20 protein-coding genes and 1 tRNA gene are annotated in these 22816 nt (G+C 65.4%); 9 read left to right on the top strand and 12 right to left on the bottom strand.

Annotated elements, in window-relative coordinates:
• The first annotated feature begins 148 nt into the window (after positions 1–148).
• Positions 149–481 carry a thioredoxin TrxA gene (trxA, locus tag ABIC94_RS07800; protein WP_012747433.1) on the top strand — a complete coding sequence of 111 codons (333 nt, stop codon included), beginning with the start codon at positions 149–151 and terminating at the stop codon, positions 479–481.
• 179 nt (positions 482–660) lie between these two features.
• On the top strand, positions 661–1926 hold the full coding sequence (gene rho, locus ABIC94_RS07795; protein ID WP_021007063.1) for a transcription termination factor Rho: 1266 nt from the start codon (positions 661–663) through the stop codon (positions 1924–1926).
• Between the two features lie 54 nt (positions 1927–1980).
• Here the strand turns inward: rho and ABIC94_RS07790 are convergent, their stop codons facing one another.
• Positions 1981–3048: an oxidoreductase gene (locus tag ABIC94_RS07790; protein ID WP_354372459.1), complete on the bottom strand. Its 1068-nt coding sequence runs from the start codon at positions 3046–3048 to the stop codon at positions 1981–1983.
• A 152-nt stretch (positions 3049–3200) separates the two neighbouring features.
• Between ABIC94_RS07790 and ABIC94_RS07785 the strand changes: the two genes are divergently transcribed.
• The 3 genes from ABIC94_RS07785 to ABIC94_RS07775 all read left to right on the top strand — a co-directional run bounded on the left by ABIC94_RS07785 (position 3201) and on the right by ABIC94_RS07775 (position 6644).
• Positions 3201–3470: a type B 50S ribosomal protein L31 gene (locus ABIC94_RS07785; RefSeq protein ID WP_007836661.1), complete on the top strand. Its 270-nt coding sequence runs from the start codon at positions 3201–3203 to the stop codon at positions 3468–3470.
• An 81-nt stretch (positions 3471–3551) separates the two neighbouring features.
• Positions 3552–5297: a hypothetical protein gene (locus ABIC94_RS07780; RefSeq protein WP_354372458.1), complete on the top strand. Its 1746-nt coding sequence runs from the start codon at positions 3552–3554 to the stop codon at positions 5295–5297.
• Between the two features lie 3 nt (positions 5298–5300).
• Complete coding sequence (locus ABIC94_RS07775) at positions 5301–6644, top strand: MATE family efflux transporter (RefSeq protein ID WP_354372457.1); 1344 nt, start codon at positions 5301–5303, stop codon at positions 6642–6644.
• Here ABIC94_RS07775 and phoR read toward each other — a convergent pair.
• The 7 genes from phoR to pstS are packed head-to-tail and all read right to left on the bottom strand — an operon-like array spanning position 6633 to position 13291.
• Positions 6633–7970: a phosphate regulon sensor histidine kinase PhoR gene (gene phoR / locus ABIC94_RS07770; protein WP_354372456.1), complete on the bottom strand. Its 1338-nt coding sequence runs from the start codon at positions 7968–7970 to the stop codon at positions 6633–6635. The two genes, ABIC94_RS07775 and phoR, sit on opposite strands and share 12 nt — an antisense overlap.
• A 44-nt stretch (positions 7971–8014) precedes the next feature.
• Positions 8015–8707 (bottom strand): phosphate regulon transcriptional regulator PhoB, encoded by a 693-nt coding sequence (gene phoB / locus ABIC94_RS07765; protein WP_354372455.1) that lies wholly within the window; start codon positions 8705–8707, stop codon positions 8015–8017.
• 27 nt (positions 8708–8734) lie between these two features.
• Entirely contained in the window at positions 8735–9436 is a 702-nt protein-coding gene (phoU, locus tag ABIC94_RS07760) for a phosphate signaling complex protein PhoU (protein ID WP_055800204.1), read from the bottom strand.
• Positions 9437–9452: 16 nt separating this feature from the next.
• Positions 9453–10232 (bottom strand): phosphate ABC transporter ATP-binding protein PstB, encoded by a 780-nt coding sequence (gene pstB, locus ABIC94_RS07755; RefSeq protein WP_013540926.1) that lies wholly within the window; start codon positions 10230–10232, stop codon positions 9453–9455.
• Positions 10233–10252: 20 nt separating this feature from the next.
• Positions 10253–11143, bottom strand: coding sequence for a phosphate ABC transporter permease PstA (gene pstA, locus ABIC94_RS07750; protein WP_354372454.1), 891 nt, complete (start codon positions 11141–11143; stop codon positions 10253–10255).
• A complete protein-coding gene (pstC, locus tag ABIC94_RS07745; RefSeq protein WP_354372453.1) occupies positions 11140–12219 on the bottom strand; it encodes a phosphate ABC transporter permease subunit PstC in 1080 nt (359 codons plus the stop codon). Before pstC ends, pstA begins: the two co-directional genes overlap by 4 nt.
• Positions 12220–12253: 34 nt before the next feature.
• Entirely contained in the window at positions 12254–13291 is a 1038-nt protein-coding gene (gene pstS / locus ABIC94_RS07740) for a phosphate ABC transporter substrate-binding protein PstS (RefSeq protein WP_354372452.1), read from the bottom strand.
• A 266-nt stretch (positions 13292–13557) separates the two neighbouring features.
• Here pstS and ABIC94_RS07735 point away from each other — a divergent pair, with 266 nt between their 5' ends.
• Positions 13558–15078: a Ppx/GppA phosphatase family protein gene (locus ABIC94_RS07735; RefSeq protein WP_354372451.1), complete on the top strand. Its 1521-nt coding sequence runs from the start codon at positions 13558–13560 to the stop codon at positions 15076–15078.
• 6 nt (positions 15079–15084) lie between these two features.
• On the opposite strand, the gene ABIC94_RS07730 is transcribed toward ABIC94_RS07735, so the two are convergent.
• The 4 genes from ABIC94_RS07730 to ABIC94_RS07715 form a co-directional block, all read right to left on the bottom strand.
• Positions 15085–15873, bottom strand: a complete 789-nt coding sequence (locus tag ABIC94_RS07730; protein WP_354372450.1) for a hypothetical protein — start codon at positions 15871–15873, stop codon at positions 15085–15087.
• Between the two features lie 228 nt (positions 15874–16101).
• Positions 16102–16563 (bottom strand): SixA phosphatase family protein, encoded by a 462-nt coding sequence (locus ABIC94_RS07725; protein ID WP_185868070.1) that lies wholly within the window; start codon positions 16561–16563, stop codon positions 16102–16104.
• Positions 16564–16582: 19 nt separating this feature from the next.
• Positions 16583–18721, bottom strand: a complete 2139-nt coding sequence (gene ppk1, locus ABIC94_RS07720; protein ID WP_354372449.1) for a polyphosphate kinase 1 — start codon at positions 18719–18721, stop codon at positions 16583–16585.
• A 176-nt stretch (positions 18722–18897) separates the two neighbouring features.
• The gene (locus tag ABIC94_RS07715) at positions 18898–19770 is read right to left on the bottom strand and encodes a GNAT family N-acetyltransferase (RefSeq protein ID WP_354372448.1); all 873 of its coding nucleotides are present in this window, start codon (positions 19768–19770) and stop codon (positions 18898–18900) included.
• Between the two features lie 171 nt (positions 19771–19941).
• Between ABIC94_RS07715 and ABIC94_RS07710 the strand changes: the two genes are divergently transcribed.
• From ABIC94_RS07710 to ABIC94_RS07700, 3 genes are all read left to right on the top strand, one after another.
• Positions 19942–21621 (top strand): FAD-dependent oxidoreductase, encoded by a 1680-nt coding sequence (locus ABIC94_RS07710; protein WP_354372447.1) that lies wholly within the window; start codon positions 19942–19944, stop codon positions 21619–21621.
• Positions 21622–21733: 112 nt separating this feature from the next.
• Positions 21734–22438 (top strand): glutathione binding-like protein, encoded by a 705-nt coding sequence (locus ABIC94_RS07705; protein WP_354372446.1) that lies wholly within the window; start codon positions 21734–21736, stop codon positions 22436–22438.
• Positions 22439–22473: 35 nt separating this feature from the next.
• Positions 22474–22550, top strand: a tRNA-Pro gene (locus tag ABIC94_RS07700).
• Positions 22551–22816 lie beyond the last annotated feature (266 nt).

Here is a 22816-nt window from a genome sequence, read left to right as displayed (position 1 = left end):
GGGGTTGGAGGGCGTGGAGGCGCGACGCGCAAAGGGCTTTTGCTATCGGCGCCATAGCGTTCCCGCATGGCACCCCACCCCTTGGTTTCTGTCACAATGACCAGCACTTTAGCTGCACCGAAACTCTCCGCGCACAAGGACACATCACATGGCCAGCGACCTGATCAAACACATCTCCGATTCTTCCTTCGAAGCCGACGTGCTCAAGTCCAGCCAGCCCGTGCTGGTCGACTACTGGGCCGAATGGTGCGGCCCCTGCAAGATGATCGCACCCATCCTCGACGAAGTGTCGACCGCCTACGAAGGCAAGCTGCAGATCGCCAAGCTCAATGTCGACGAAAACCGCGACATCCCGGCCAAGTTCGGCATTCGCGGCATCCCCACGCTCATGCTGTTCAAGGACGGCCAGCTGGCCGCCACCAAGGTCGGCGCCATGAGCAAGGCGCAACTCACCGCCTTCATCGACCAGCAACTCGCCTGAGACATTTCAACCGGCCAGCGCGCAATGCGTTGGCCGGACGATTTTTCCTGTCATAATCTCCCACAGTTCACCGGCCCTTTCAGGCAACCGGTTCGAGTTCCCCGGTTAGTGCAGCAGTTCTCGCTACACATTCAACCTCCCCCCGTTTTCCGATCGATTACCCCGCGAGGGGTCATTCCATGCACTTAAACGAACTCAAGGCACTCCACGTGTCTGAAGTCCTCAAGCAGGCTGAAGCGCTTGAGATCGAAAACGTCGGCCGCATGCGCAAGCAGGAGCTGATGTTCGCGATCATCAAGAAGCGCGCCAAGGCCGGCGAGCAGGTCTTTGCCGACGGCGTGCTCGAAATCCTGCCCGACGGCTTCGGCTTTCTGCGCAGCCCCGACACCAGCTTCACGGCCAGCACGGACGACATCTACATTTCGCCGAGCCAGGTGCGCCGCTTCAACCTGCACACCGGCGACATGATCGAAGGCGAAGTGCGCACGCCCAAGGACGGCGAGCGCTACTTCGCGCTGACCAAGCTCGACAAGGTCAACGACGGTCCGCCCGAGCAGAACAAGCACAAGGTGATGTTCGAGAACCTGACTCCGCTGTTCCCCAAGGAACAGATGAAGCTGGAACGCGACGGCGTCAAGAGCGACGAGAACATCACGGGCCGCATCATCGACATCATCGCCCCCATCGGCAAAGGCCAGCGCGCCCTGCTGGTGGCGCCGCCCAAGAGCGGCAAGACGGTGATGATGCAGCACATCGCCCACGCCATCAGCGCCAACTACCCCGAAGTGCACATGATGGTGCTGCTGGTGGACGAGCGGCCTGAAGAAGTGACCGAAATGCAGCGCACCGTGAAGGGCGAGGTCATTGCCTCGACCTTCGACGAACCCGCAGCGCGCCACGTGCACGTGGCCGAAATGGTGATCGAGCGCGCCAAGCGCCTGGTCGAACTCAAGAAAGACGTGGTGATCCTGCTCGACTCGATCACCCGCCTCGCCCGCGCCTACAACAACGTCGTGCCCTCGTCGGGCAAGGTGCTGACCGGCGGTGTCGACTCCAACGCGCTGCAGCGCCCCAAGCGCTTCCTGGGCGCGGCGCGCAACGTGGAAGAAGGCGGCTCGCTGACCATCATCGGCACCGCGCTGATCGACACCGGCAGCCGCATGGACGAAGTGATCTTCGAAGAGTTCAAGGGCACCGGCAACTCCGAAATCCACCTGGACCGCCGCCTGTACGAAAAGCGCGTGTTCCCGTCGATCCAACTCAACCGCAGCGGCACCCGCCGCGAAGAGCTGCTGCTGGCTCCCGAGATCCTGCAGAAGACCCGCATCCTGCGCCAGCTCATGTACAACATGGACGAGATCGAGTCGATGGAGCTCATGCTCAAGAACATGAAGGCGACCAAGACCAATGTCGAGTTTTTCGACATGATGCGTCGCGGCGGCTGAGCACCACGCTCTGCTGCAAAAGCGCGTTGGCCCTCACGGGTCAACGCGCTTTTTTCATGGGCGCTCGATGCGAATTGCGCGACCTTCTGCGGCACTTTGGCGGCCGATGTCGAGCAGCTCCATCAGCGCGACGGCCTGCTCGGGCGGCACGGGGTTGGGGCCATTGCCCAGGATCGCGTCGCGCACCGCAGCGTAGTAGTCGACGTAGTTGCCGGCCCGCGTCGGCACGGAGTGGTATTGCGGCACGCCATTGCTGCCTTGCACCGTGAGTTCGCCGTCGAGGGGATCGGCGCCCCACCCTGCGGCCGGCGGGCGCTGACCGGCGCGCAGCGCGTCTTCCTGCGGATCGACACCGTGCTTCACGTAGCTGCCGCGTGTGCCGTGCACGATGTAGCGCGGCGCCGCATGGGCGGCGAGCGTGGTGGCGTGAAGCACCACGCGCAGCGGTGCATGCGGGCCGCTTTCGTAGCGCAGCACGGCATGGAAATAGTCTTCGACCTGCGCGCCGTCGCGCAAGGCCGCGGTGTCGAGCTGAAGCGTGTCGGGCGTGCCGAACAACTGAACCGCCTGGTCGACAAGATGTGCGCCCAAGTCGACCCACAGGCCGGCGCCGGGCACCTTCTGCTCGCGCCAGCGGTCGCGCACCTCGGGGCGAAAGCGGTCGAAATGCGATTCCAGGTACACCGGCCGGCCCAGTTCGCCGCCAGCCAGCACATCCTTGAGGGTGAGGTAATCGGCATCGAAACGCCGGTTCTGGTAAACCGCCAGCACACGATTGTTGCGATGAGCCAACAGTTCGAGCTCCCTGGCCTCGGCCACGTCGATGGTGAAAGGCTTGTCTACCACCACGTGCTTGCCGGCCTCCAGGGCGGCCTTGGCAACCGGGTGATGCAACGCGTTCGGGGTGGCAACCACCACCAGGTCGATGTCCGCGCGGTTCACCAGCGCCTCCACGTCGGGCACCACGGCCACGTTCGGCCAGTCGGCGTGGACTTTATGCGGCTGCGAGCTTGCCACGGCCGCCAATTCGAGCCCCGGAACGGCCGAAAGCACGGGCGCATGGAAAGTCTGGCCGGCAAAGCCGTAGCCGACGAGGCCGGCGCGCAGCGTTCTGGAGGTCATTCGAGGGGCCTTTCGCTCAAAACGGCCAGTATGCGATAATCGCTGGCTCCGCGAAAAGTGCGGCTGGGCGTTTTGCCTGGCGATTCCCCTCAGGAACAGCTTGCCATTGTCGGCACGCTTGTGGCTCTCGCATCGACCCCAAAGGAAAAACCATGGCAAAAGAAGGCATCCACCCGAATTACCGCGAAATTCTGTTCGTCGACATGTCGAACGGTTTCAAATTCGTGACCCGTTCGTGCGCGAACACCAAGGAAATGGGCAAGACCGACGACGGCCGCGAGCTGCCGCTGTTCAAGCTCGACACCACGAGCGAATCGCACCCGTTCTACACCGGCACGCAAAAGTCGGTCGATAACATGGGCGGCCGCGTCGAGAAGTTCCGCAACCGCTTCGGCAAGACGACCGGCGCTGCTTCCAAGTAAAGCACGCGCTTTCGCATCGAGGGCAGCCCGGTTTACCGCGCTGCCCTTTTTCTTTCCTAAACCCGCCGTTCGCTCATCTTTGTGAATCAACCCACTCCTGCGATCGTTGCCCAGAGCGCCGTGCGCCGGCTGCCGCGCATCGCACTGCTGTTGCTATGCGCTGCCTACCTTCTGCCGGGCCTCGTGGGGCGCGGCCCGTGGAAGAGCGCAGACATCACGTCGTTCGGCTACATGGCCGAGCTGGCGCGCACCACCGAAGGCATTGCGCGCTGGTTCGATCCCATGCTCCTGGGCCTGCGGCCCGAAACACCGGCGCTCATTCCGTACTGGATCGGCGCCTGGGCCATCAAGATCGCACCCTCGTGGCTGCACCCCGACCTGGCCGTGCGCGTCGTCTTTGCGCTGATGCTCTGGGGCACGTTCACCGCCACCTGGTACGCCGTTTACTACCTCGCCCGCACCTCGCGAGCCCAGCCGGTGGCCTTTGCCTTCGGCGGCGAAGCCCGGCCGACCGACTATGCCCGGGCCATTGCCGACGGCGGGCTGCTCGCGCTCATCGCCTGCCTCGGCCTGGCCCAGCTCGGCCATGAAACCACGCCTGCGCTGGCGCAGCTGTACTTCGCCTCGCATCTCTTCTACGGCGTGGCCGCGCTGCCGTACCGCCGAGTCGGCCCGGTCATCGCGCTGATCGTCGGCACCGTCGGAATGACGCTGAGCGGCGGCCCCACGGTCGGGCTGGCGCTGGCGATCGGTAGCGCGCTCTTCATGGCATACGAGCGGCGCAGCGCCCGCCTCAATACCAACGCCAGTGCCACAAGCGACGAAAGCCCTGGCTACACCCGAGGCGCGCTCGCAACGATGATTGCAGTCGCACTCGTGGCTGCGACGCTGGCCATCGGACTGGGTTTGCTCGAATGGAAAATCCAGCTGCCGGGCCGCCATCCGAGCAGCACCTCCGTGCTGGGCGATGTGCGCAGCCAGGCCAAGCTGCTGGTGTGGTTCACCTGGCCGGTGTGGCCGCTGGCCATCTGGACACTCTGGCGCTGGCGCCGACAGCTCACCGCGCGCCACGTGGCCCTGCCGTTCTGGTTTGCGCTGGTGCCGTTGGCCGCCACCTGGACAACCGACTATTCCGACCGTTCGCTGCTGCTGGCGCTGCCCGCACTCGCCACGCTGGCAGCCTTCGCGCTGCCGACCTTCCGGCGCAGCGCGGCGGCGCTGATCGACTGGTTCAACGTGCTGTTCTTCAGCGGCTTGGCCGTGCTGGGCTGGATCTACTGGATCGCCATGCAGACCGGCGTGCCGCCCAAGCCGGCGGCCAGCGTGGCGCGGCTGGTGCCCGGCTTCGTGCCCGAGTTCTCGTTCATTCCGTTCGTCCTGGCACTGGCGGCGACCATCGCCTGGTGCTGGGTGGTGCGCTGGCGCACCGGGCGCCACCGGGCCGCGCTCTGGAAAACGCTGGTGCTTCCGGCGGGCGGTACCGCGCTGTGCTGGATGCTGCTGATGACGCTCTGGCTGCCTTCCATCGACTACGCGCGCAGCTATGTTCCGCAGGTGCGCGCGGTGGCCGAACGGGTCGGGCAGCCGAGCTGCGTCGCCGAGCTGGCGCTCAGCCGCGCGCACATTGCAGCCCTGCAGCATCACGGCCGCTTCAACCTGCAGCCGCTGCTGCTCGGCACCGATTGCCCCTGGCTGCTGGTCAGCCCCGAGACGATCGAACGGCTGCACACCATCATCCCGCTGGAGCAGTGGCGCTTCAGCGGCACCCTGCGCCGGCCCAGCAGCGCGACCGACGACCTGCTGCTCTATCAAAAGATCGCACCGTAGCAAGTGATTGGCGAACGAGGTCTGATTGCGCGGCACGCCAGTACGGTGCTGGTCGGCCAACTGGCCGTGATGGCATTCGGCGTGACCGACACCATCGTGGCCGGCCGCTATGCCGAGAGCGCGCTGGCCGCGCTGTCGGTGGGCGCGGCCATCTTCATCAGCGTGTTCGTCTCGCTGATGGGCGTGCTGCAAGCACTGCTGCCGGTGTGGGCCGAACTGCACGGCGCCGACCGCAGAAGCGAAGTGGGCCGCTCGGTGCGGCAGTCGCTTTACCTGAGCGCCATCACCATTGCCATCGGCATGGTCGTGCTGCTGTTCCCCGGCGCCGCATTGCGCTGGACCCAGGTGCCTCCCGAGATGCGCGCGGGCGTGGAGGCGTACCTGGCGGTGCTCGCCTTCGCGCTCCCGCCCGCCCTGCTTTTTCGCTTGTTCAGCACGCTGAACCAGAGTCTCGGCAAACCGCAGGTCGTGACCTGGCTACAACTGGCCTCGCTGCTCGTGAAGCTGCCGTTGTCGATCTGGTTCACCTTCGGCGGCGCCGGCCTGCCGGCCATGGGCCTGGTGGGCTGCGCCTGGGCCACACTGTGCGTGAACTGGGCCATGCTGGCCTGCGCGGTGTGGCTTCTGCGCAGCAGTTCCTTCTACAAGGACTACCGGCTGTGGGAACGCATCGAAGCACCCGACTGGCGGCAGATTCGCCAGTTCGCGAGCCTGGGCATTCCCGGCGGGCTGGCGGTGCTGGTGGAGGTGACCTCGTTCACCTTGATGGCGCTGTTCATCGCGCGGCTCGGCACGGCCGCGGCGGCCGCGCACCAGATTGCCTCCAACCTGCTGGCGGTGGCCTACATGGTGCCGCTCTCGCTGTCCATTGCCACCAGCGCGCGCGTGAGCTTCTGGCTCGGCGCCGGCCATGCGGCGAGGGCCCGGCGCGCCTGCCGCATGGGCTTTGAGCTCACTGCCCTGTGCGCACTGTTCTTCGCAGGCGCCATGGTGGCGCTGCGCTTCAAGCTGGCCAGTGTGTATTCCGACAACCCGGCCGTGGTGGCGGTCGCCGCGGCGTTGTTGCTCGTGGTGGCGGTCTATCACTTTGCCGATGCCCTGCAGACGCTGTGCGTGTTCGTGCTGCGCAGCTACCGCGTCACGCTGGCACCGCTCGTCATCTATTGCACTCTGCTCTGGGGCCTTGGGCTCGGCGGAAGCTATCTGCTGGCCTATCGCGGCCTGGGACCCTGGCCTGCGATGCAATCGCCCCTGGCGTTCTGGCTCATGGGCGCGGGCGCGCTCGCGGTCACGGCCTTGCTGTTCGGCGCGTTGCTACGGTGGACGATGCAGCGTTCACTTCGCTAGCAGCCGCGCTTCGCGCACCCGGTTCGCGGGGAAAACCAGCGCGAAGCGGGAACCCTTCCCCACCGTGCTCTCGATGCGCAACTCGGCCCCGTGCCGCTGCGCGATGTGCTTCACGATCGCCAGGCCCAGCCCCGTGCCGCCGGTCTCCCGGGAGCGGCTGCGGTCGATGCGATAGAAGCGCTCGGTCAGGCGGGGAATGTGTTCGGCGGCAATGCCCGGGCCGGTGTCGCGCACCGCGTATTCACCGCGACCGTCGGGCAGCCGGCGCCAGCTCACCGCCACCTCGCCACCGCCGGGCGTGTAGCGGATGGCGTTGCTCAGCAGGTTCGACATGGCGCTTTGCAGCTCGGTCGGCGCACCCGAGATTTCGGACTCGGCCTCGATGGTGAAGGAAAGGCGATGGCCTTGCGTTACCAGCCGTCCCGACAGTCCGCGTCCCTCGTCTTCGCACTGCGCAAGCAGCGCTCGAATGCGGATCCACTGGTTGCCCGATGGCGCCGCGCTGCCTTCCAGGCGCGAGAGCGTCAGCAGGTCGTTCACCAGCGTTTCCATGCGGTGCGACTGCTGGCTCATCAGCGAGAGATACCGCGCACGTTCTTCCGCATCGAGCGGCAGGTTCTGCAGCGTTTCGACAAAGCCCGCCAGCACGGTCAGCGGCGTGCGGATTTCGTGCGACACGTTGGCCACGAAGTCGCGGCGCATGGCCTCGGCCTGCTCTACGGCGGTGATGTCGCGCGTCAGCAGCATGCGGCGATTGCCGGCATACGGGTGCACCTGCACCGAGATGCGCCTCGGATGGCTGCGCTGCTGCGCCTGGCCGGGGCCGGAGGCGTCGATGACGACGTCGCGGCTGTAGTTCCATGAAGCCAGGTAGGCGACGAAAGCCGGATCGCGCACCAGGTTCGCAAGGTGCTGCAAAAGATCGCGCTCCGTATTGATGCCGAACTGGCTGGCCGCCGTCTGGTTGCACCATTCGATGCGGCCCTGCTCGTCGAGCAGGATCACGCCATTGGGCGACGCCTGGATGGCGGCCAGAAACTCCTGAAGACGCTCTTCGGCCTGCCGGGTCTGCTGCTCGCGATCGCGCAGCAGCTTGCGAATGCGTTCCGAGAGTTCGCCCCATACGCCGGCTCCGCGTGTCGGCAGGCCCGTCGCGTTGTTGCGCAGCACCTGCAGCAGGCGCTCGGCCCGCCATGCGTCGAGCGCGAGCCAGAGCACCGCGCCCAACCAGGCGCCCAGCCATCCGAACTTCCAGCCCAAAATGACTGCAGCGCCCACTCCCACGACGAGGGACGCTATAAGAAAAGTAGCAATACGGAAAGGCATGGCGGGCGATTATCCGCGCCCGCGGCCGATGCACACGGCGCTGTTCAAACCGTGACTTGGGCGGTCAGGCGATAGCCGGCGCCACGCACCGTTTCGACCATGGGCGCCGCGGCGCCCAGCGATTCACGCAGGCGCTTGACGTGCACGTCGACCGTGCGTTCCTCGATGTAGACATGGTCGCCCCAGACCTTGTCGAGCAATTGCGCACGGCTGTGCACGCGCTCGGCGTGCTGCATCAGATAGGCCAGCAGCTTGAACTCGGTCGGTCCCACCTTGAGCGCATTGCCCTGCCAGGTCACGCGGTGCGTGGCGGTGTCGAGCGCGAGCTCGCCGATTTCCACGCGCTCGGTCACCACCTCGGGTGCGCGGCGGCGCAGCACGGCGCGGATGCGCGCGAGCATTTCCTGGGTGGAGAACGGCTTGGTGATGTAGTCGTCGGCGCCTGCGTCGAGGCCGGCCACCTTGTCGGGCTCGTCGCCGCGCGCGGTCAGCATCAGGATCGGAATTGCCTTGGTGCGCGGATCCTTGCGCCACTGGCGCGCGAGCTGCAGGCCGCTCTGGCCGGGCAGCATCCAGTCGAGCAGGATCAGGTCCGGCAGGAAGGCGTCGATTTCGCGCTGCGCTGCCGCACCGTCTTCCGACCAGATCGGCTCGAAGCCGTTGTGGCGCAGGTTGACGGCGATCAGCTCGGCGATCGACGACTCGTCTTCGACGATCAGGACTCGGGGTTTCTTCATGCTTTCTTGGGAGTCTGGCGCTCGTTGTTACTTCAGCGCCGATTCGATCTCTTGCATCGAAGTGTGCCGCACATCGGCGCCCTTGACGATGTAGATGATGAACTCGGCGATGTTCTTGGCGTGGTCTCCGATGCGTTCGATGGCCTTGGCCAGGAACAGCAGGTCGAGGCTGGCCGAAATCGTGCGCGGGTCTTCCATCATGTAGGTGACCAGCTTGCGCACGAAGCCGTCGAACTCCTTGTCGATCAGGTCGTCGTCCTTCAGGATCGACAGCGCGGCGGCCGTGTCCAGGCGCGCGAACGCGTCGAGCGCGGTGCGCAGCAGGCCCGAGGCCAGGTCGGCTGCAATGCGCAGCTCGTTCGAAGGCAGCGCGCGGGCCGAACCGCTCTCGATGATCGACTTGACCATGCGCGCGATCTTGTTGGCCTCGTCGCCCACGCGCTCGAGGTTGGCGGTGGTCTTCGAGATGGCGATCAAGAGGCGCAGGTCGCGCGCGGTCGGCTGGCGCCGCGCAATGATCGACGACAGCTCGCGGTCGATCTCGATTTCCATCGCGTTGACGCGGTGCTCGGTTTCCATCACGCGGTCGGCCGCTTCGGGGTCGAACTGCAGCAGCGCGTACACCGCCTGGTGGATCTGCGCCTCGACCATGCCGCCGAGCTCCATCACGCGCGACGAAACGCCGTTGAGTTCGCTGTCGAACTGGCTGGAGAGATGTTTTTCAGTCATGTGTGCCTCCTTGGCATCAGCCGAAACGGCCGGTAATGTAGTCCTCGGTCTCCTTGCGCTGCGGCTTGAAGAACATCTGTTCCGTCGCGCCGAACTCGATCAGGTCGCCCAGGTACATGTACGCGGTGTAGTCGCTGCAACGTGCGGCCTGCTGCATGTTGTGCGTCACGATGACCACGGTGTACTCGTTTTTCAGCTCGGCAATCAACTCTTCGATCTTCGCGGTCGAGATCGGGTCGAGTGCGGAACACGGTTCGTCGAGCAGCAGCACCTCGGGCTTGATGGCAATGCCGCGTGCAATGCACAGGCGCTGCTGCTGGCCGCCGGAAAGGCCCGAGCCGCTTTGCTGCAGCTTGTCGCGCACTTCGGTCCAGAGAGCGGCCTTCTTGAGCGCCCACTCCACGCGGTCGTCCATTTCGCTGGCGCTCAGGTTCTCGAACAGCTTCACGCCGAAGGCGATGTTGTCGTAGATCGACATCGGGAACGGCGTGGGCTTCTGGAACACCATGCCGATCTTTGCGCGAATCAGCGCCACGTCCTGCTTGGACGTGAGCAGGTTCTCGCCGTCCAGAGCAATGGTGCCCTCGGCGCGCTGCTCCGGGTAGAGCTCGAACATGCGGTTGAAGGTGCGCAGCAGGGTCGACTTGCCGCAGCCCGATGGGCCGATGAAGGCCGTGACCTTGTTCTCCGGGATCTCGAGGTTGATGCCCTTGAGCGCGTGGAACTTGCCGTAGTAGAAGTTCAGGTCCTTGACCGAGATCTTCGAGCGCGACGGTTGTGCGACAGTATTTGGCATGGTTGCTACTTCTTCTTGAATCAGAGTTTGTTGCGCGTGAGGACTCGCGCCAGGATGTTGAGGGCAAGCACGGCCACGGTGATCAGGAACACGCCGGCCCATGCCAGCTGTTGCCAGTTTTCGTACGGGCTCATCGCGAACTTGAAGATGGTCACCGGCAGGCTGGCCATCGGCTGGCTGATGTCGGCGGTCCAGAACTGGTTGTTCAGCGCGGTAAAGAGCAGCGGCGCGGTTTCGCCGGCAATACGCGCCACGGCCAGCAGCACACCCGTGACCACACCGGCGCGCGCCGCGCGCAGCGTGATGCTCAGGATGACCTTCCACTTCGGCGTGCCAAGTGCATAGGCCGCTTCGCGCAGGCCCGGCGGCACCAGCTGCAGCATGTTCTCGGTGGTGCGAATCACCACCGGAATCACGATCAGCGCCAGGGAGAGCGCACCTGCAAGACCCGAGAAGGTCTTGAAGTAGGCCACCACCACGGCATACACGAACAGGCCGATCACGATCGACGGAGCCGACAACAGAATGTCGTTGACGAAGCGCGTCACCGCCGAGAGCCAGCCCTTGGGGTTGTACTCGGCCAGGTAGATGCCGGCCATGATGCCGATCGGCGTGCCCACGAAGGTGGCCAGCGCCACCATCACGAACGAGCCGAAGATCGCGTTGGCGATGCCGCCCGCCTCGTTCGGCGGCGGTGTCATTTCGGTGAACGTGGCAAGCGCCAGGCCGCCAAGGCCCAGGCGCAGCGTTTCCCACAGGATCCAGACGAGCCAGAACACGCCGAACACCATTGCCGCGAGCGACAGCGTGAGCGCGATCTTGTTGACGCGGTTGCGCGCGGCAAACTTGGCCTGGCGCGTTTCGGCGAGCGCCTTGGCGTTCAGCAGGTTTTGAGCGGTGCTCGTACTCATGACTTGGTCCCTTCGCTCTTCTTCATCTGCGCCAGCAGCACCTTCGAAAGCGTCAGCACCACGAAGGTGATGAAGAACAGCACCAGGCCGAGGTACATCAGCGCGGCCTGGTGCAGGCCCGCGCCGGCTTCGGCAAATTCGTTGGCGAGTGCCGAGGTAATGCTGTTGGCAGCCTCGAACACGGAAAGCGAGTTGAGCTGGTTCATGTTGCCGATCACGAAGGTGACGGCCATCGTTTCACCCAGCGCCCGGCCGAGGCCGAGCATGATGCCGCCGATCACGCCGGCCTTGGTGTAGGGCAGCACAACCTTCGAAACCACTTCCCAGGTCGTGGAGCCGAGGCCGTAGGCCGACTCCTTGAGCAGCGGCGGCGTTACTTCGAACACGTCGCGCATCACCGAGGCGATGAACGGAATGATCATGATCGCGAGAATGATGCCGGCCGAAAGAATGCCGATGCCCACCGGAGGGCCCGACACCAGAGCACCGAGGTACGGCACGCCGGCGAACAGCTTCTGCAGCGGCTGCTGCACCCAGGTGGAAAGAATCGGGCCGAACACCAGCAGGCCCCACATGCCGTAGACGATGGAAGGCACCGCGGCAAGCAGCTCGATGGCCGTGCCCAGCGGGCGCTTGAGCCAGTTGGGCGAAAGCTCGGTCAGGAACAGCGCAATGCCGAAGCTCACCGGCACCGCGATCACCAGCGCGATGATCGAGGTGGCCAGCGTGCCGTAGATCATGACCAGGCCGCCGTACTCGTTCTGCACCGGGTCCCACACGCTGCTGGTGAGAAAGCCGAGGCCGTACTTCGAAATGGCGGGCCATGCGCCGGCGATCAGCGACAGCAGAATGCCGATGAGCATCGCGAGCGTGAGCAGCGCGGCGCCCTTGGCGGCCCAGCCGAACAGGCGGTCGGCCATGGGGCCCGAGCGCGGTGCCTTGGCGGGCGGTGGAGCAGTGGCGCGGCCGCGCTCGGCCGCGAGGTCGAGCGTGGATGCGGAAGCAGGATAAGTGGATGACAAGGGTCGCTCCGGCAATGACGAATGCGGCGCATCCTGGAGCGGTGTGCTGCTCATGGATGCGCCGTTCTGGGCTGGATGGGTGGGGTGTTTACTTGAACGCGACCGGCTTGCCCGATGCGTCCTTCACCTCGCCCCATGACTTGGCAATCGTGGCCTTCACCGCGTCGGGCATCGGCACGTAGTCGAGGTCGTCGGCGGTCTTGTCGCCACCCTTGTAGGCCCAGTCGAAGAACTTGAGTACGGTGGTCGCGTTGGCGGGCTTGTCCTGCACCTTGTGCATCAGGATGAAGGTCGCGCCGGTGATGGGCCATGCGCCCTTGTCGGCCTGGTTGGTCAGCACCTGGTAGAAGCTCTTGTTCCAGTCGGCGGCGGCCGCGGCGGCCTTGAAGGCGCTGTCGTCGGGCGAGACGAAGTTGCCGGCCGCGTTCTGCAGCTGGGCATAGGTCATCTTGTTCTGCTTGACGTAGGCGTACTCGACATAGCCGATCGAATTGGGCAGGCGGTTCACGAAAGCGGCGACGCCTTCATTGCCCTTGCCGCCCGCGCCAGTGGGCCAATTCACGGCCGTGCCTTCGCCGACCTTGGTCTTCCACTCGGCGTTGACCTTGCTCAGGTAGTTGGTGAACAGGAAGCTGGTGCCCGAACCGTCGGCGCGGCGAACCGGTGCAATGGCGGCGTCCGGCAGGGCCAGCGAGCCGTTCAGCGCCTTGATGGCGGGGTCGTTCCACTTGGTGATCTTGCCCAGGTAGATGTCGCCCAGCACCTGGCCGTTGAGCTTCAGCTCGCCGGGCTTGATGCCGGGAATGTTCACCACGGGAATCACGCCGCCGATGACGGTGGGGAACTGCATCAGGCCCTTGGCCTGGAGTTCTTCGTCCTTCAGGGGAGCGTCGGAAGCACCGAAATCGACCGTCTTGGCTTCGATCTGCTTCAGGCCGGCACCCGAGCCGACCGACTGGTAGTTGATCTTGACGCCGGTGGACTTGTTGAAATCGGAGGCCCACTTGGCGTACAGCGGTGCCGGGAAGCTGGCGCCGGCGCCGGTCACGTCTTGTGCAAAAGCGGGCACATGGGCAAAAACCGCGACCACGAGGCCGGCAGCTGCAAATTTGAAAGTCGTTTTCATCAAGGCTTCCTTTAGAAGTAAGAAGTAGTCCCTTTCGGGCTTGGAACGGACTCTAGAAAGCTTGTGTGACATCGGTGTGACACCCCGCCACAGAGGGAAAATGCCTCGACTGCCCCTGCGGCTTGTATGACGCTGTCACACAACCGTCATTCGCCGCGCCTAGCCTTCCGAGCCTCGCCGCTGGCGATTCGGGAGGCGGCGCACCTCTCTACGGGCCGTCACGGCGCTACGATCAGAGCCACCGCCCCCCTCTTCACTACAACTACATGCAAAACGGCACCCGCCTCGCCGCAGTCGATCTCGGCTCGAACAGCTTCAGGCTCGAAATCGGACAGGTCGACCACGGTCAGATTCACCGCACCGAATACCTCAAGGAGACGGTGCGCCAGGGCAACGGCCTGGACAGCGCCCGCAACCTCACGCCCGAGGCCATGCAGCGCGGCTGGGACGCGCTCGCCCGCTTCGGCGAACGGCTGGCCGGCTTCAAGCGCTCGCAGGTGCGCGCCGTGGCCACCCAGACCCTGCGCGAAGCCCGCAACCGCGAAGAGTTCCTGCTGCGCGCGCGCACCATCCTGGGGTTCGGCATCGACGTGATTCCGGGCCGGGAAGAAGCCCGCCTTATCTACCAGGGCGTGGCGCACACGCTGCCGCACACCGATGCTTCCGACCGCGAGCGCCGCCTGGTGGTGGACATCGGCGGGCGCTCGACCGAAATGATCATCGGCCGTGCGCTCGAGGCCGAACTGATGGAGTCCTACCGCGTCGGCAGCGTCGCCTGGTCGATGAAGCACTTCGCGGAGGGCCTCTTCACCCCGGCCGCATTCCGCGCCGCCGAGGTGGCCGCCAAAGCCGTGCTGGACGATGCGCTCTCGAGCTACACCCGCGACCAGTGGGATGTGGCGTATGGCGCCTCCGGCACCATCGGTGCGGTGGGTGACGTGCTGGCCGCCGCCGGCGGCGAGCCGGGGCTGATTACCCGCGACGGGCTCGACTGGCTGGTCGAGCGCCTGCTCAAGGCCGGCAGCGCCGACAAGCTGCGCATCGACGGCATGCGCGAAGACCGCAAGGCCGTCATCGGCGGCGGTGTGAGCGTGCTGCGAGCGGTGTTCGACCTGCTCGGCATCGAAGAAATGAAAGTGGCCCAGGGCGCACTTCGCCACGGCGTGCTCTACGAGTTGCTGGAACGAGACGAAGGCGTGGCCGATTTACGCACCGCCACCGTGGCGCGGCTGGCCACCCGCTTCTCGGTCGACGCGGCCCAGGCCAGGCGCGTGGGCGAAACAGCCGCGGCGCTGTTCGTGCAGCTCACGCCCGCGGCACGTGGCGGCAGCCCGGGCAGCCGCGCCGGACGGGCGCTGCGCAAGCTTGGCTGGGCGGCACAGCTGCATGAGATCGGCACGCTGGTTTCGCACAGCGACTATCACAAGCACGGCGCCTACATTCTCGACAACACCGATGCGCCCGGCTTTGCCGTGAACGAACTGCACGCGCTCGGCCAGCTGGTTCTGGGGCAGCGCGGCAAGCTGCGCAAGCTCGAGGCTGCGCTGGACGACGAGACCTTCGTGATGCAGCTGCTCTCGCTGCGTCTCGCGGTCATCTTGTGCCACGCGCGCCGCGATCCCGATCCGCAGGCGCTGCATCTCGCAGCGCTGGGTGCCAGGGCCTTCACGATTGTCTGCGCGCCCGACTGGGCCGATGCCTATCCCCAATCCGCGCACCTGCTGCGCGAGGAAGTGCTGGCCTGGCAGAAGACCAGCAACTGGCGCGTGGAACTCAGCGGCTGCTGAGTCGCTTCACTTTGCTTCGAGGCCGGCCGTGCGGGTCGTTTCCGAACTGGCGAGGCGAGGCGACGGCTCGTCCTCCTGGCCGAACATGCCGGCATAGGCAGGCTGAAGGATCTTGGAAAGCCCCTGGCGCAGGCCGTCCTGGGCCTTGGCGTTGTCCTGAAGCAGGCCGTCGTATGCCAGGAAGGCCGGCTCCTCCAGGTCGGAAGTGTGGGTCGTCTGGTGAAGAACGGCCTGCTGCTCGTTCTTGAGCGACTGCTCGATCGCGACGAAGGGCTTGAAGCTCGATGTCATGTCGGGCGCTGAATAGATCGTGGTGACCCGAACCACCAATGTGCTGTAGCCGGGCGTGGGCTGGAACCCGACTGCCTGCAACTGCGCGAGCTCGCCGTCCACACGGGGAGCCGGCGTCAGCTTCACTTCGCGGCCTCCGGTACGCAGCCGCGCCGCCAGCTGCTCGGCGAATTGCCGGTTGAGCGACGCCGCCCCGCTGTTCTTTACGGCGGCCGTGAACTCGAGGGTGCGCCGCTCCATGCGGCTGGCCTTCGTCACCCGTGTACCGACCTCGACACCAAGCGCCACCAGCGTTCCGACCGGCCCGAAAACCCCAGCCCATCCAATGATCGCGGAGCCGCCACCGTCCATGACCGTAAGCTGATCCTGTTCGTTGTAGACGAGTTCGATCTTCGAGATCGACCGGGTGGCATCGTGGCGAACCTGCGGCGCAGGCTCGGGCGTGCTCGTGGCGCATCCGGCCAGCAGGGCTGCAGCAGCCAACAGGGAAACGAGCGCTTTCATTCGGCATCCGCGGTGAAAGACGGCTGCAACAGCCTTCGCACCTGGCGCCCCGAAAATCCGCGGCACACAAGGCATCTGCTGCGCAATCGCCTTGTGGTTGTAAGTTATGGATGCAATTTGTGACTAAATGCATCTGGCGCGGTCATTGTGCCTACATATCGCTGCCGCGCGGGCCGGATTTGGCCAATTTGTTTACAGTTTTGGGCAAATTTTCTGCCCTGGTCGCCGTCAGAGAAGCTCGGGCGACTGAACGGTAACCACCACGGTCTGCACGTCGCCATCGCGCTCGCGCGTTCGAATCCACCACAGCGCACCCTTGCGCACCGGGCAGCTGTCCTGCTTCAGCCCGAGAAGAAGCGAAATGGCCTGCCCTACCGAGGGCTGGTGGCCGATCATCAGCACCACCGACTTGCCGTTGGGCCAGCCCGCCGCGCCCAGCATGGCCTCGGCCGTGGTGTCGGGCGCGAGTTCGGAACGCAGCTTGTACTTGCGGCCGAGCGCGAGCGCGGTCTGCTCGCAGCGCCGCGCGGGGCTGCAGATGATGCGGGTGCCGTCGGGCAGTTGCCGGTCGAGCCAGCTGGCCATGCGCTTGGCCTGCTTCTCGCCGCGCGCGGTGAGGGAGCGCTGCAGGTCGTCGCAGCCCTCTGTCCAGTCCTCGGCTTCGGCATGGCGCCAGAAGATCAAGTCCATGCTCATCGTCTTTCGATGGTCAGTTGCTGGATGCATCGGAGTGATGCCCTCGCGATGCATATCGGTTCATGAGCGCGGTCTGCGCGCCATGCGCCTCGATCGCGCGCGACGCACCCGCCTCGGCGGAATTGGTGTCGTGGTCTACGCGGGTGTAGATGCCGTCGCCTCCGAGGTCCCAGGCATCGCGGCCGTCGTGCAGGTAGGCCACCAGGCACTCGTCGATCAGGCGCTGGCGCAGGCTCGGGTCGGTCACCGGCCAGGCCAATTCGATGCGCCGCATCATGTTGCGGTTCATCCAGTCGGCGCTCGAGAGGTAGAGCGACTCTTCCTCTCCGTTGCGAAAGTAGAAGACCCGCGAGTGCTCGAGGAAGCGCCCGATCACCGAGCGCACGCGGATGTTGTCGGTCAGCCCAGGCACTTGCGCCGGCAAGGTGCACGCCCCGCGCACAATGAGGTCGATCTTCACGCCCTTCTGCCCCGCGCGCATCAGCGCGGCGACCAGTTCCTCGTCGGTCAGCGCATTCATCTTGGCGACGATGCGCGTGGGCTCGCCGGTTGCGGCCGCCAGACCCAATGCATCGATCTGCGCAATGAGGTTCTTGTGCAGGTCGAACGGCGCCAGCCACATGCGGTTGAGCTTGGGCAGGCGGCTCTGGCTTGCAAGGTGAACGAACACCGCTTCCATGTCGGCCGTGAGCAGCGGATCGGCCGTCAGGTGGCTGATGTCCGTGTAGAGCTTGGCGGTGCGCGGGTTGTAGTTGCCGGTAGAAAGATGCCCGTAGCGGCGCATCTGCTTGCCCTCGCGGCGCGTGACCAGCAGCATCTTGGCGTGCGTCTTCAGGCCCACCACGCCGTACACCACTTGCGCGCCGATCGATTCGAGCATTTCCGCCCAGTTGATGTTGGCCTCTTCGTCGAAGCGGGCCTTGAGCTCCACCACCACCGTCACTTCCTTGCCGCGGCGCACGGCTTCGCGCAGCAGGTCCATCAGCTCCGAATCGGCGCCGGTGCGGTAGATGGTCTGCTTGATGGCCAGCACCTGCGGGTCTAGCACGGCTTCGCGCAGGAACGCGAGCACGCCGTCGAAGCTCTCGAAGGGCTGGTGGATCATCACGTCGCCACGCTGCAGCCGCTCGAAGAACGGTTGCGCCGGAGACAGCGTGACGGGATACGACGCCGCATACGGCGGAAAACGCAGTTGCGGTTCGTCCAGCAGGTCGATCAGCTGGGTCAGCCGCGCCAGGTTGACCGGCCCGTGCACGCGGTAGAGCGCCTGCGGCGGCAGGTTGAACTGCGCCAGCAGAAAGCTCGCGAGCGACTCGGCACAACTGGCCGAAACCTCGAGCCGCACGGCCTGGCCGTAATGCCGGTGCTGCAGCCCCTGGCGCAAGGCGGTGCGCAGGTTCTTGACGTCTTCCTCGTCGACCGCAAGATCGGAATGCCGCGTAACGCGGAACTGCGAGAAGTCGCCCACCTCGCGGCCCGGGAACATGCCTGACAAATGGGCGCGCACCACGCTCGACAGCGCCACGAACAGCGTCTTGCCGTCCGACACCTTGGCCGGCATGCGAATGACGCGCGGCAGCACGCGCGGCACCTTGACGATCTGGATCGGGTTTTCGCGCCCGAATGCGTCCTTGCCGCCGAGCCGCACGATGAAGTTGAGCGACTTGTTAGCCACCTGCGGAAACGGATGCGCCGGGTCCAGCCCCACCGGAATCAGCAAGGGGCGCACTTCGCGCTCGAAATACTCGCTGACCCATTTGCGCTGGGCCGCATTGCGTTCGCCGTGCGAAATGATGTGGATGCCGTGCTTTGCAAACGTGGGCATCAACTCGTCGTTGTAGAGCGCGTACTGGCGCCCCACGAGTTTGTGAGCCGCCTCGGCCAGGCGCTCGAACGACTCGGTCGTGTAGGTGCCCTTCTGGTCGCTGGCGCTGCTGGCAATCAGGTGCGGCGCGGCGCGGACTTCAAAGAACTCGTCGAGGTTCGACGAAACGATGCACAGGTAGCGAAGACGTTCAATCAACGGCACCTCAGGCCTGTGGGCCCAATCGAGCACGCGCTCGTTGAAAGACAGGATGCTGTGATCGCGGTCGAGCAGCGTAAGCGCCGATGCCGCGACCGCAAGTGTCCGGTCAGCGGTAGCAGATTGCATGGGCACTGATTCTGGGGCAAGGGGCACGGGAGCACACGTAGGCGGAAATATGACAGTTTCGTCCTTGTTTATGACGGTTCCGTGACGCTCCTGTGACGCCGCTTCGCCAGCACCCGGATCTTCCGAACCGGGCGAAGAGACGGACGGCCTGGCAGCGGGCCGGGCGACCGCTGGTTTCATGCGCCGAGAAAGTGCTTGCGGTAGCGCGCCGGCAAGTCGTCGATGCGCATCAGCATCGGCAGGTCCGCAGTGTTGAAGTCCGGGTCCCATGCCGGGGCACCCAACACCTTGGCGCCCAGGCGCAGGTAACCCTTGATGAGCGCCGGCGGCTCGACGTCGAGCGCGCTGTCGAGCCGCTCGACCGGCAGCGGCAAGCGCGGCTGCACCTGGTACTGGATCGGCGCCATGTGGCTGGCCGAGAGCTGCCGCCAGATGCTGGCCGCCGCGTCGCCGTTGGTCACGCCGTTGTGTGACATGGGAATGCTCGCGCAGCCGATCATCGTGTCGAGCTTGTTGCGGTGCATGAAGCCGGCCAGCGCGCCCCACAGCGCAAGAATCACCCCGCCCTGCCGATGATCGGGATGCACGCAGCTGCGGCCCAGCTCGACCATGCGCTCGCGCAGGTCGCGCAGCCGGGTCAGGTCGAACTCGGTGTCGCTGTAGGTGCTGCCCACGCGCCGGGCCTGGGCCGGCGTGAGCACGCGGTAGGTGCCGATCACCTGCTGCGTGAGCTCGTCGCGCACCAGCAGGTGTTCGCAGAAGTCGTCGAACAGGTCGATGTCGTGCCCCGCCAGCGGCGTGCTCACGCGTGCACCCATTTCGCCGACGAACACTTCGTAGCGCAGGCGCTGCGCGGCGCGCACGTCATCGAGGTGGCGTGCCCAGCTCACGGTGATGCCCTGCTTGGCATCGATGACCGGCGGCACGAGAACCGCAGCGGGCGCATCGGGCACCGACGTGCGCACGCTTGGAACGGCAGGAGCAGGCCACAAGGCGGCACGCAGTCCGATCTGCGACAGCGGAAACGTCGGGTTGGGCAGTTCTTTCATGGGGAACCCTTTCTGCCGATGGAGTCTCTGCACCTGCGGTGAAACCGGCATGTCAGTGGCATTGCATTTGCATGACTGTGTTACGGCGTGTTTGAGCCTCGTTTCCGGACTGCCCCGTTCGGGCCGCGAGGTTGTCTAATGCGGTGGGTCCGCGACATGGAGTTTCTTCAAATGGCCACAGACGCAAGCAGCAATTTCGACAACCGTCTCCACCAGACCTTTCCCGTTCTCAGCGACGCCGAGATCGCGCGCATTGCGCGCTTCGGAACGGTGCAGCGCTTTGCGCGCGGGGAGAGACTGTTCACCGCCGGGGAAACCGGCCCCGGCATGTTCGTTCTGCTCAAGGGCGTGGTGGCCATCACGCAGCGCGACGGCCTCGGGCATGTGGTGCCCATCGTGCGCCAGGGGCCGGGCGAATTCCTTGCCGAGGTAGGCCAGCTGAGCGGCCGCCCTGCCCTCGTCGACGGACACGCCGACGAAGAAGTAGAAGCGCTGGTCGTGCCGCCGCCGCAATTGCGCGCGCTGCTCGTGGCCGAAGCCGACCTTGGCGAGCGCATTACCCGCGCGCTGATCCTGCGGCGCGTGGCGCTGATCGAATCGGGCGCGAGCGGGCCGGTGCTCATCGGCAAGCCCGAGTCGCCCGACATGGCGCGGCTCGAAAACTTTCTGCGCCGCAACGGCCACCCCTATCACCTGGTCGATGCGGCGGAAGATCCGGATGCCGCGGCGCTGCTGGAACAGTACGGCACCTGCAAGCTGCTGGCCGTGTGCCCCGACGGCTCGGTGCTGGTCAACCCAGCCGAAGATGCGCTGGCGCGCTGCCTTGGCATGGTGGACACCGCCGAACGCGACGAACTGTTCGACGTGGCCGTGGTCGGTGCCGGCCCCGCCGGGCTGGCCACCGCTGTGTATGCGGCCTCCGAAGGCCTGCGCGTGATCGTGCTCGACTGCCGCGCCTTCGGCGGACAGGCCGGTGCCAGTGCGCGCATCGAGAACTACCTGGGCTTTCCCACCGGCATCTCGGGGCAGGCGCTCGCGGGCCGGGCCTTCGTCCAGGCCCAGAAGTTCGGCGTCGAGATGCTCATTCCGGTGAAGGTCACGTCGCTGGACTGCACGCGCGACAACGCAATGGGCAGCCTGCGCATCGCCCTTGCAGATGGCCGCACCATCAACGCACGCACGGTGGTCATTGCCAGCGGCGCGCGCTACCGGCGGCCCGACGTACCGCGGCTGTCCGAATTCGAAGGCCGCGGCATCTGGTATTGGGCATCGGCCATCGAAGCGAAGCTTTGCTCGCAGCAAGAGGTCGCGCTCGTCGGCGGCGGCAACTCGGCAGGCCAGGCCGCGGTGTTTTTGTCGCGCCATGCGGCCAAGGTCAATGTGCTGGTGCGCGGCCCTTCGCTCGCGGCCAGCATGTCACGCTACCTGATCGACCGCATCGAGGCGACGCCCAACATCGAACTGCATCCGCACACCCAACTGGTGAAGCTGAACGGCGGCTCCGACGAAGGCCTGACCGGCGCGACATGGCGCTGCCAGACCACGGGCGACGAGCACGACTGTGCGGCTCGCAACATCTTCCTGTTCGTCGGTGCCGAACCCGAGGCCAGTTGGCTCGAAGGCTGCGGCGTTTCGGTCGACAAGCACGGCTTCGTGCTGACGGGCAATGCGGCGAGCAGCGGCTTTCCGGCACGGCCCGCCACGGCTCTCGAGTCCAGCGTGCAAGGCGTCTTTGCCGTGGGCGATGTGCGCTCGGGCTCGGTCAAGCGCGTGGGCGGCGCCATCGGCGAAGGCGCGGCCGTGGTCGCGCTGATTCACCAGCACCTGTCGTCCAACTCGGCCGTCGCCTGAGCGGCTTTGCGAAGCGGTGCGGTGCACCGCAATTCCCGGCCCTGCACGCATTTGAATGGCCGCGTATATGCTGCCTGCCTCGAATCACAACCCGCACATCGGAGCCCGAGACATGCCTGCATCGCCCATCGAGGTCTATTCCTGGCCCACACCCAACGGCCACAAGATTCACATCATGCTGGAGGAGTGCGGCCTGCCGTACAACGCCCGCCCGATCAACATCGGCAAGGGCGACCAGTTCGCACCCGACTTCCTGCAGATCAGCCCGAACAACAAGATTCCCGCCATGACCGACCCCGACGGGCCGGACGGCAAGCCCATTTCGCTCTTCGAGTCGGGCGCCATCCTCGTCTACCTGGCGGGCAAGACCGGCAAGCTGCTGCCCAAGACAGACCGCGAACGCTACGACGTGCTGCAGTGGCTCATGTTCCAGATGGGCGGCGTCGGCCCCATGCTCGGGCAGGCGCATCACTTCCGCATGTATGCGCCTGAAAAGATCAGCTACGCCATCGAGCGCTACAGCAACGAAGCCAAGCGGCTCTACGGCGTGATCGACAAGCAGCTGTCTAAGAACAGGTTCATCGCAGGCAAGACTTATTCGATTGCCGACATCGCCATCTTCCCGTGGCTGCGCAGCTGGGACAAACAAGGCATCACCCTCACCGACTACCCGCACCTGAAAGCCTGGTTCGACGCCATCGCCGCCAGGCCCGCCGTGCAGCGCGGCGTGAAAGTGCTGGCCGATTTGCGCCAGCCGATCACCGGCGACAAAGAGCGCGAGATTCTTTTCGGCAAGACGCAATACGAGAAGCGCTGAGAGCACCGATATTCGGGCTAGAATAGAAGGCTTGTCGGGGTGTAGCGCAGCCTGGTAGCGCATCTGGTTTGGGACCAGAGGGTCGAAGGTTCGAATCCTTTCGCCCCGACCAAAGAAAACGTAATGCGGACAGTCACTTAGGTGATTGTCCGCATTTTTCGTTTCTGGGGTCGATTTCTAACTGTTGGCGATCTTCTAACGGGAGCCGCACTACCGGCGTGCGTTCACCAACGCACGCGCACACCGAGGCCGCGCCAAGAACTGCTTCATGGCGCGGCGCTCTCTCACCACTTCATGCGCAACCCCAATGAGCCTTGCACCGTGCGCTTCACCTTCGCGTCGCCACCGGAGGCCCAGAGCTTGCCCACTTCGCCGTAG

It is taken from the genome of Variovorax paradoxus (assembly GCF_040544635.1).
Lineage (GTDB): Bacteria > Pseudomonadota > Gammaproteobacteria > Burkholderiales > Burkholderiaceae_C > Variovorax > Variovorax paradoxus_R.
The sequence above is the reverse complement of the archived record's forward strand: the minus strand, read 5'-3'. Positions and strand labels throughout refer to the sequence as shown.

Bases quoted from the DNA above. Each gene is read 5' to 3' on its own strand.
- ABIC94_RS07785 (WP_007836661.1), top strand. From the start codon at position 3,201: ATGGCAAAAGAAGGCATCCACCCGAATTACCGCGAAATTCTGTTCGTC.
- phoB (WP_354372455.1), bottom strand. From the start codon at position 8,707: ATGAAGAAACCCCGAGTCCTGATCGTCGAAGACGAGTCGTCGATCGCC.
- rho (WP_021007063.1), top strand. From the start codon at position 661: ATGCACTTAAACGAACTCAAGGCACTCCACGTGTCTGAAGTCCTCAAG.
- ppk1 (WP_354372449.1), bottom strand. From the start codon at position 18,721: ATGCAATCTGCTACCGCTGACCGGACACTTGCGGTCGCGGCATCGGCG.
- ABIC94_RS07710 (WP_354372447.1), top strand. From the start codon at position 19,942: ATGGCCACAGACGCAAGCAGCAATTTCGACAACCGTCTCCACCAGACC.
- phoR (WP_354372456.1), bottom strand. From the start codon at position 7,970: ATGCCTTTCCGTATTGCTACTTTTCTTATAGCGTCCCTCGTCGTGGGA.
- phoU (WP_055800204.1), bottom strand. From the start codon at position 9,436: ATGACTGAAAAACATCTCTCCAGCCAGTTCGACAGCGAACTCAACGGC.
- ABIC94_RS07705 (WP_354372446.1), top strand. From the start codon at position 21,734: ATGCCTGCATCGCCCATCGAGGTCTATTCCTGGCCCACACCCAACGGC.
- ABIC94_RS07735 (WP_354372451.1), top strand. From the start codon at position 13,558: ATGCAAAACGGCACCCGCCTCGCCGCAGTCGATCTCGGCTCGAACAGC.
- trxA (WP_012747433.1), top strand. From the start codon at position 149: ATGGCCAGCGACCTGATCAAACACATCTCCGATTCTTCCTTCGAAGCC.
- pstA (WP_354372454.1), bottom strand. From the start codon at position 11,143: ATGAGTACGAGCACCGCTCAAAACCTGCTGAACGCCAAGGCGCTCGCC.
- pstB (WP_013540926.1), bottom strand. From the start codon at position 10,232: ATGCCAAATACTGTCGCACAACCGTCGCGCTCGAAGATCTCGGTCAAG.
- ABIC94_RS07790 (WP_354372459.1), bottom strand. From the start codon at position 3,048: ATGACCTCCAGAACGCTGCGCGCCGGCCTCGTCGGCTACGGCTTTGCC.
- ABIC94_RS07715 (WP_354372448.1), bottom strand. From the start codon at position 19,770: ATGAAAGAACTGCCCAACCCGACGTTTCCGCTGTCGCAGATCGGACTG.
- pstS (WP_354372452.1), bottom strand. From the start codon at position 13,291: ATGAAAACGACTTTCAAATTTGCAGCTGCCGGCCTCGTGGTCGCGGTT.
- pstC (WP_354372453.1), bottom strand. From the start codon at position 12,219: ATGAGCAGCACACCGCTCCAGGATGCGCCGCATTCGTCATTGCCGGAG.
- ABIC94_RS07730 (WP_354372450.1), bottom strand. From the start codon at position 15,873: ATGAAAGCGCTCGTTTCCCTGTTGGCTGCTGCAGCCCTGCTGGCCGGA.
- ABIC94_RS07725 (WP_185868070.1), bottom strand. From the start codon at position 16,563: ATGGACTTGATCTTCTGGCGCCATGCCGAAGCCGAGGACTGGACAGAG.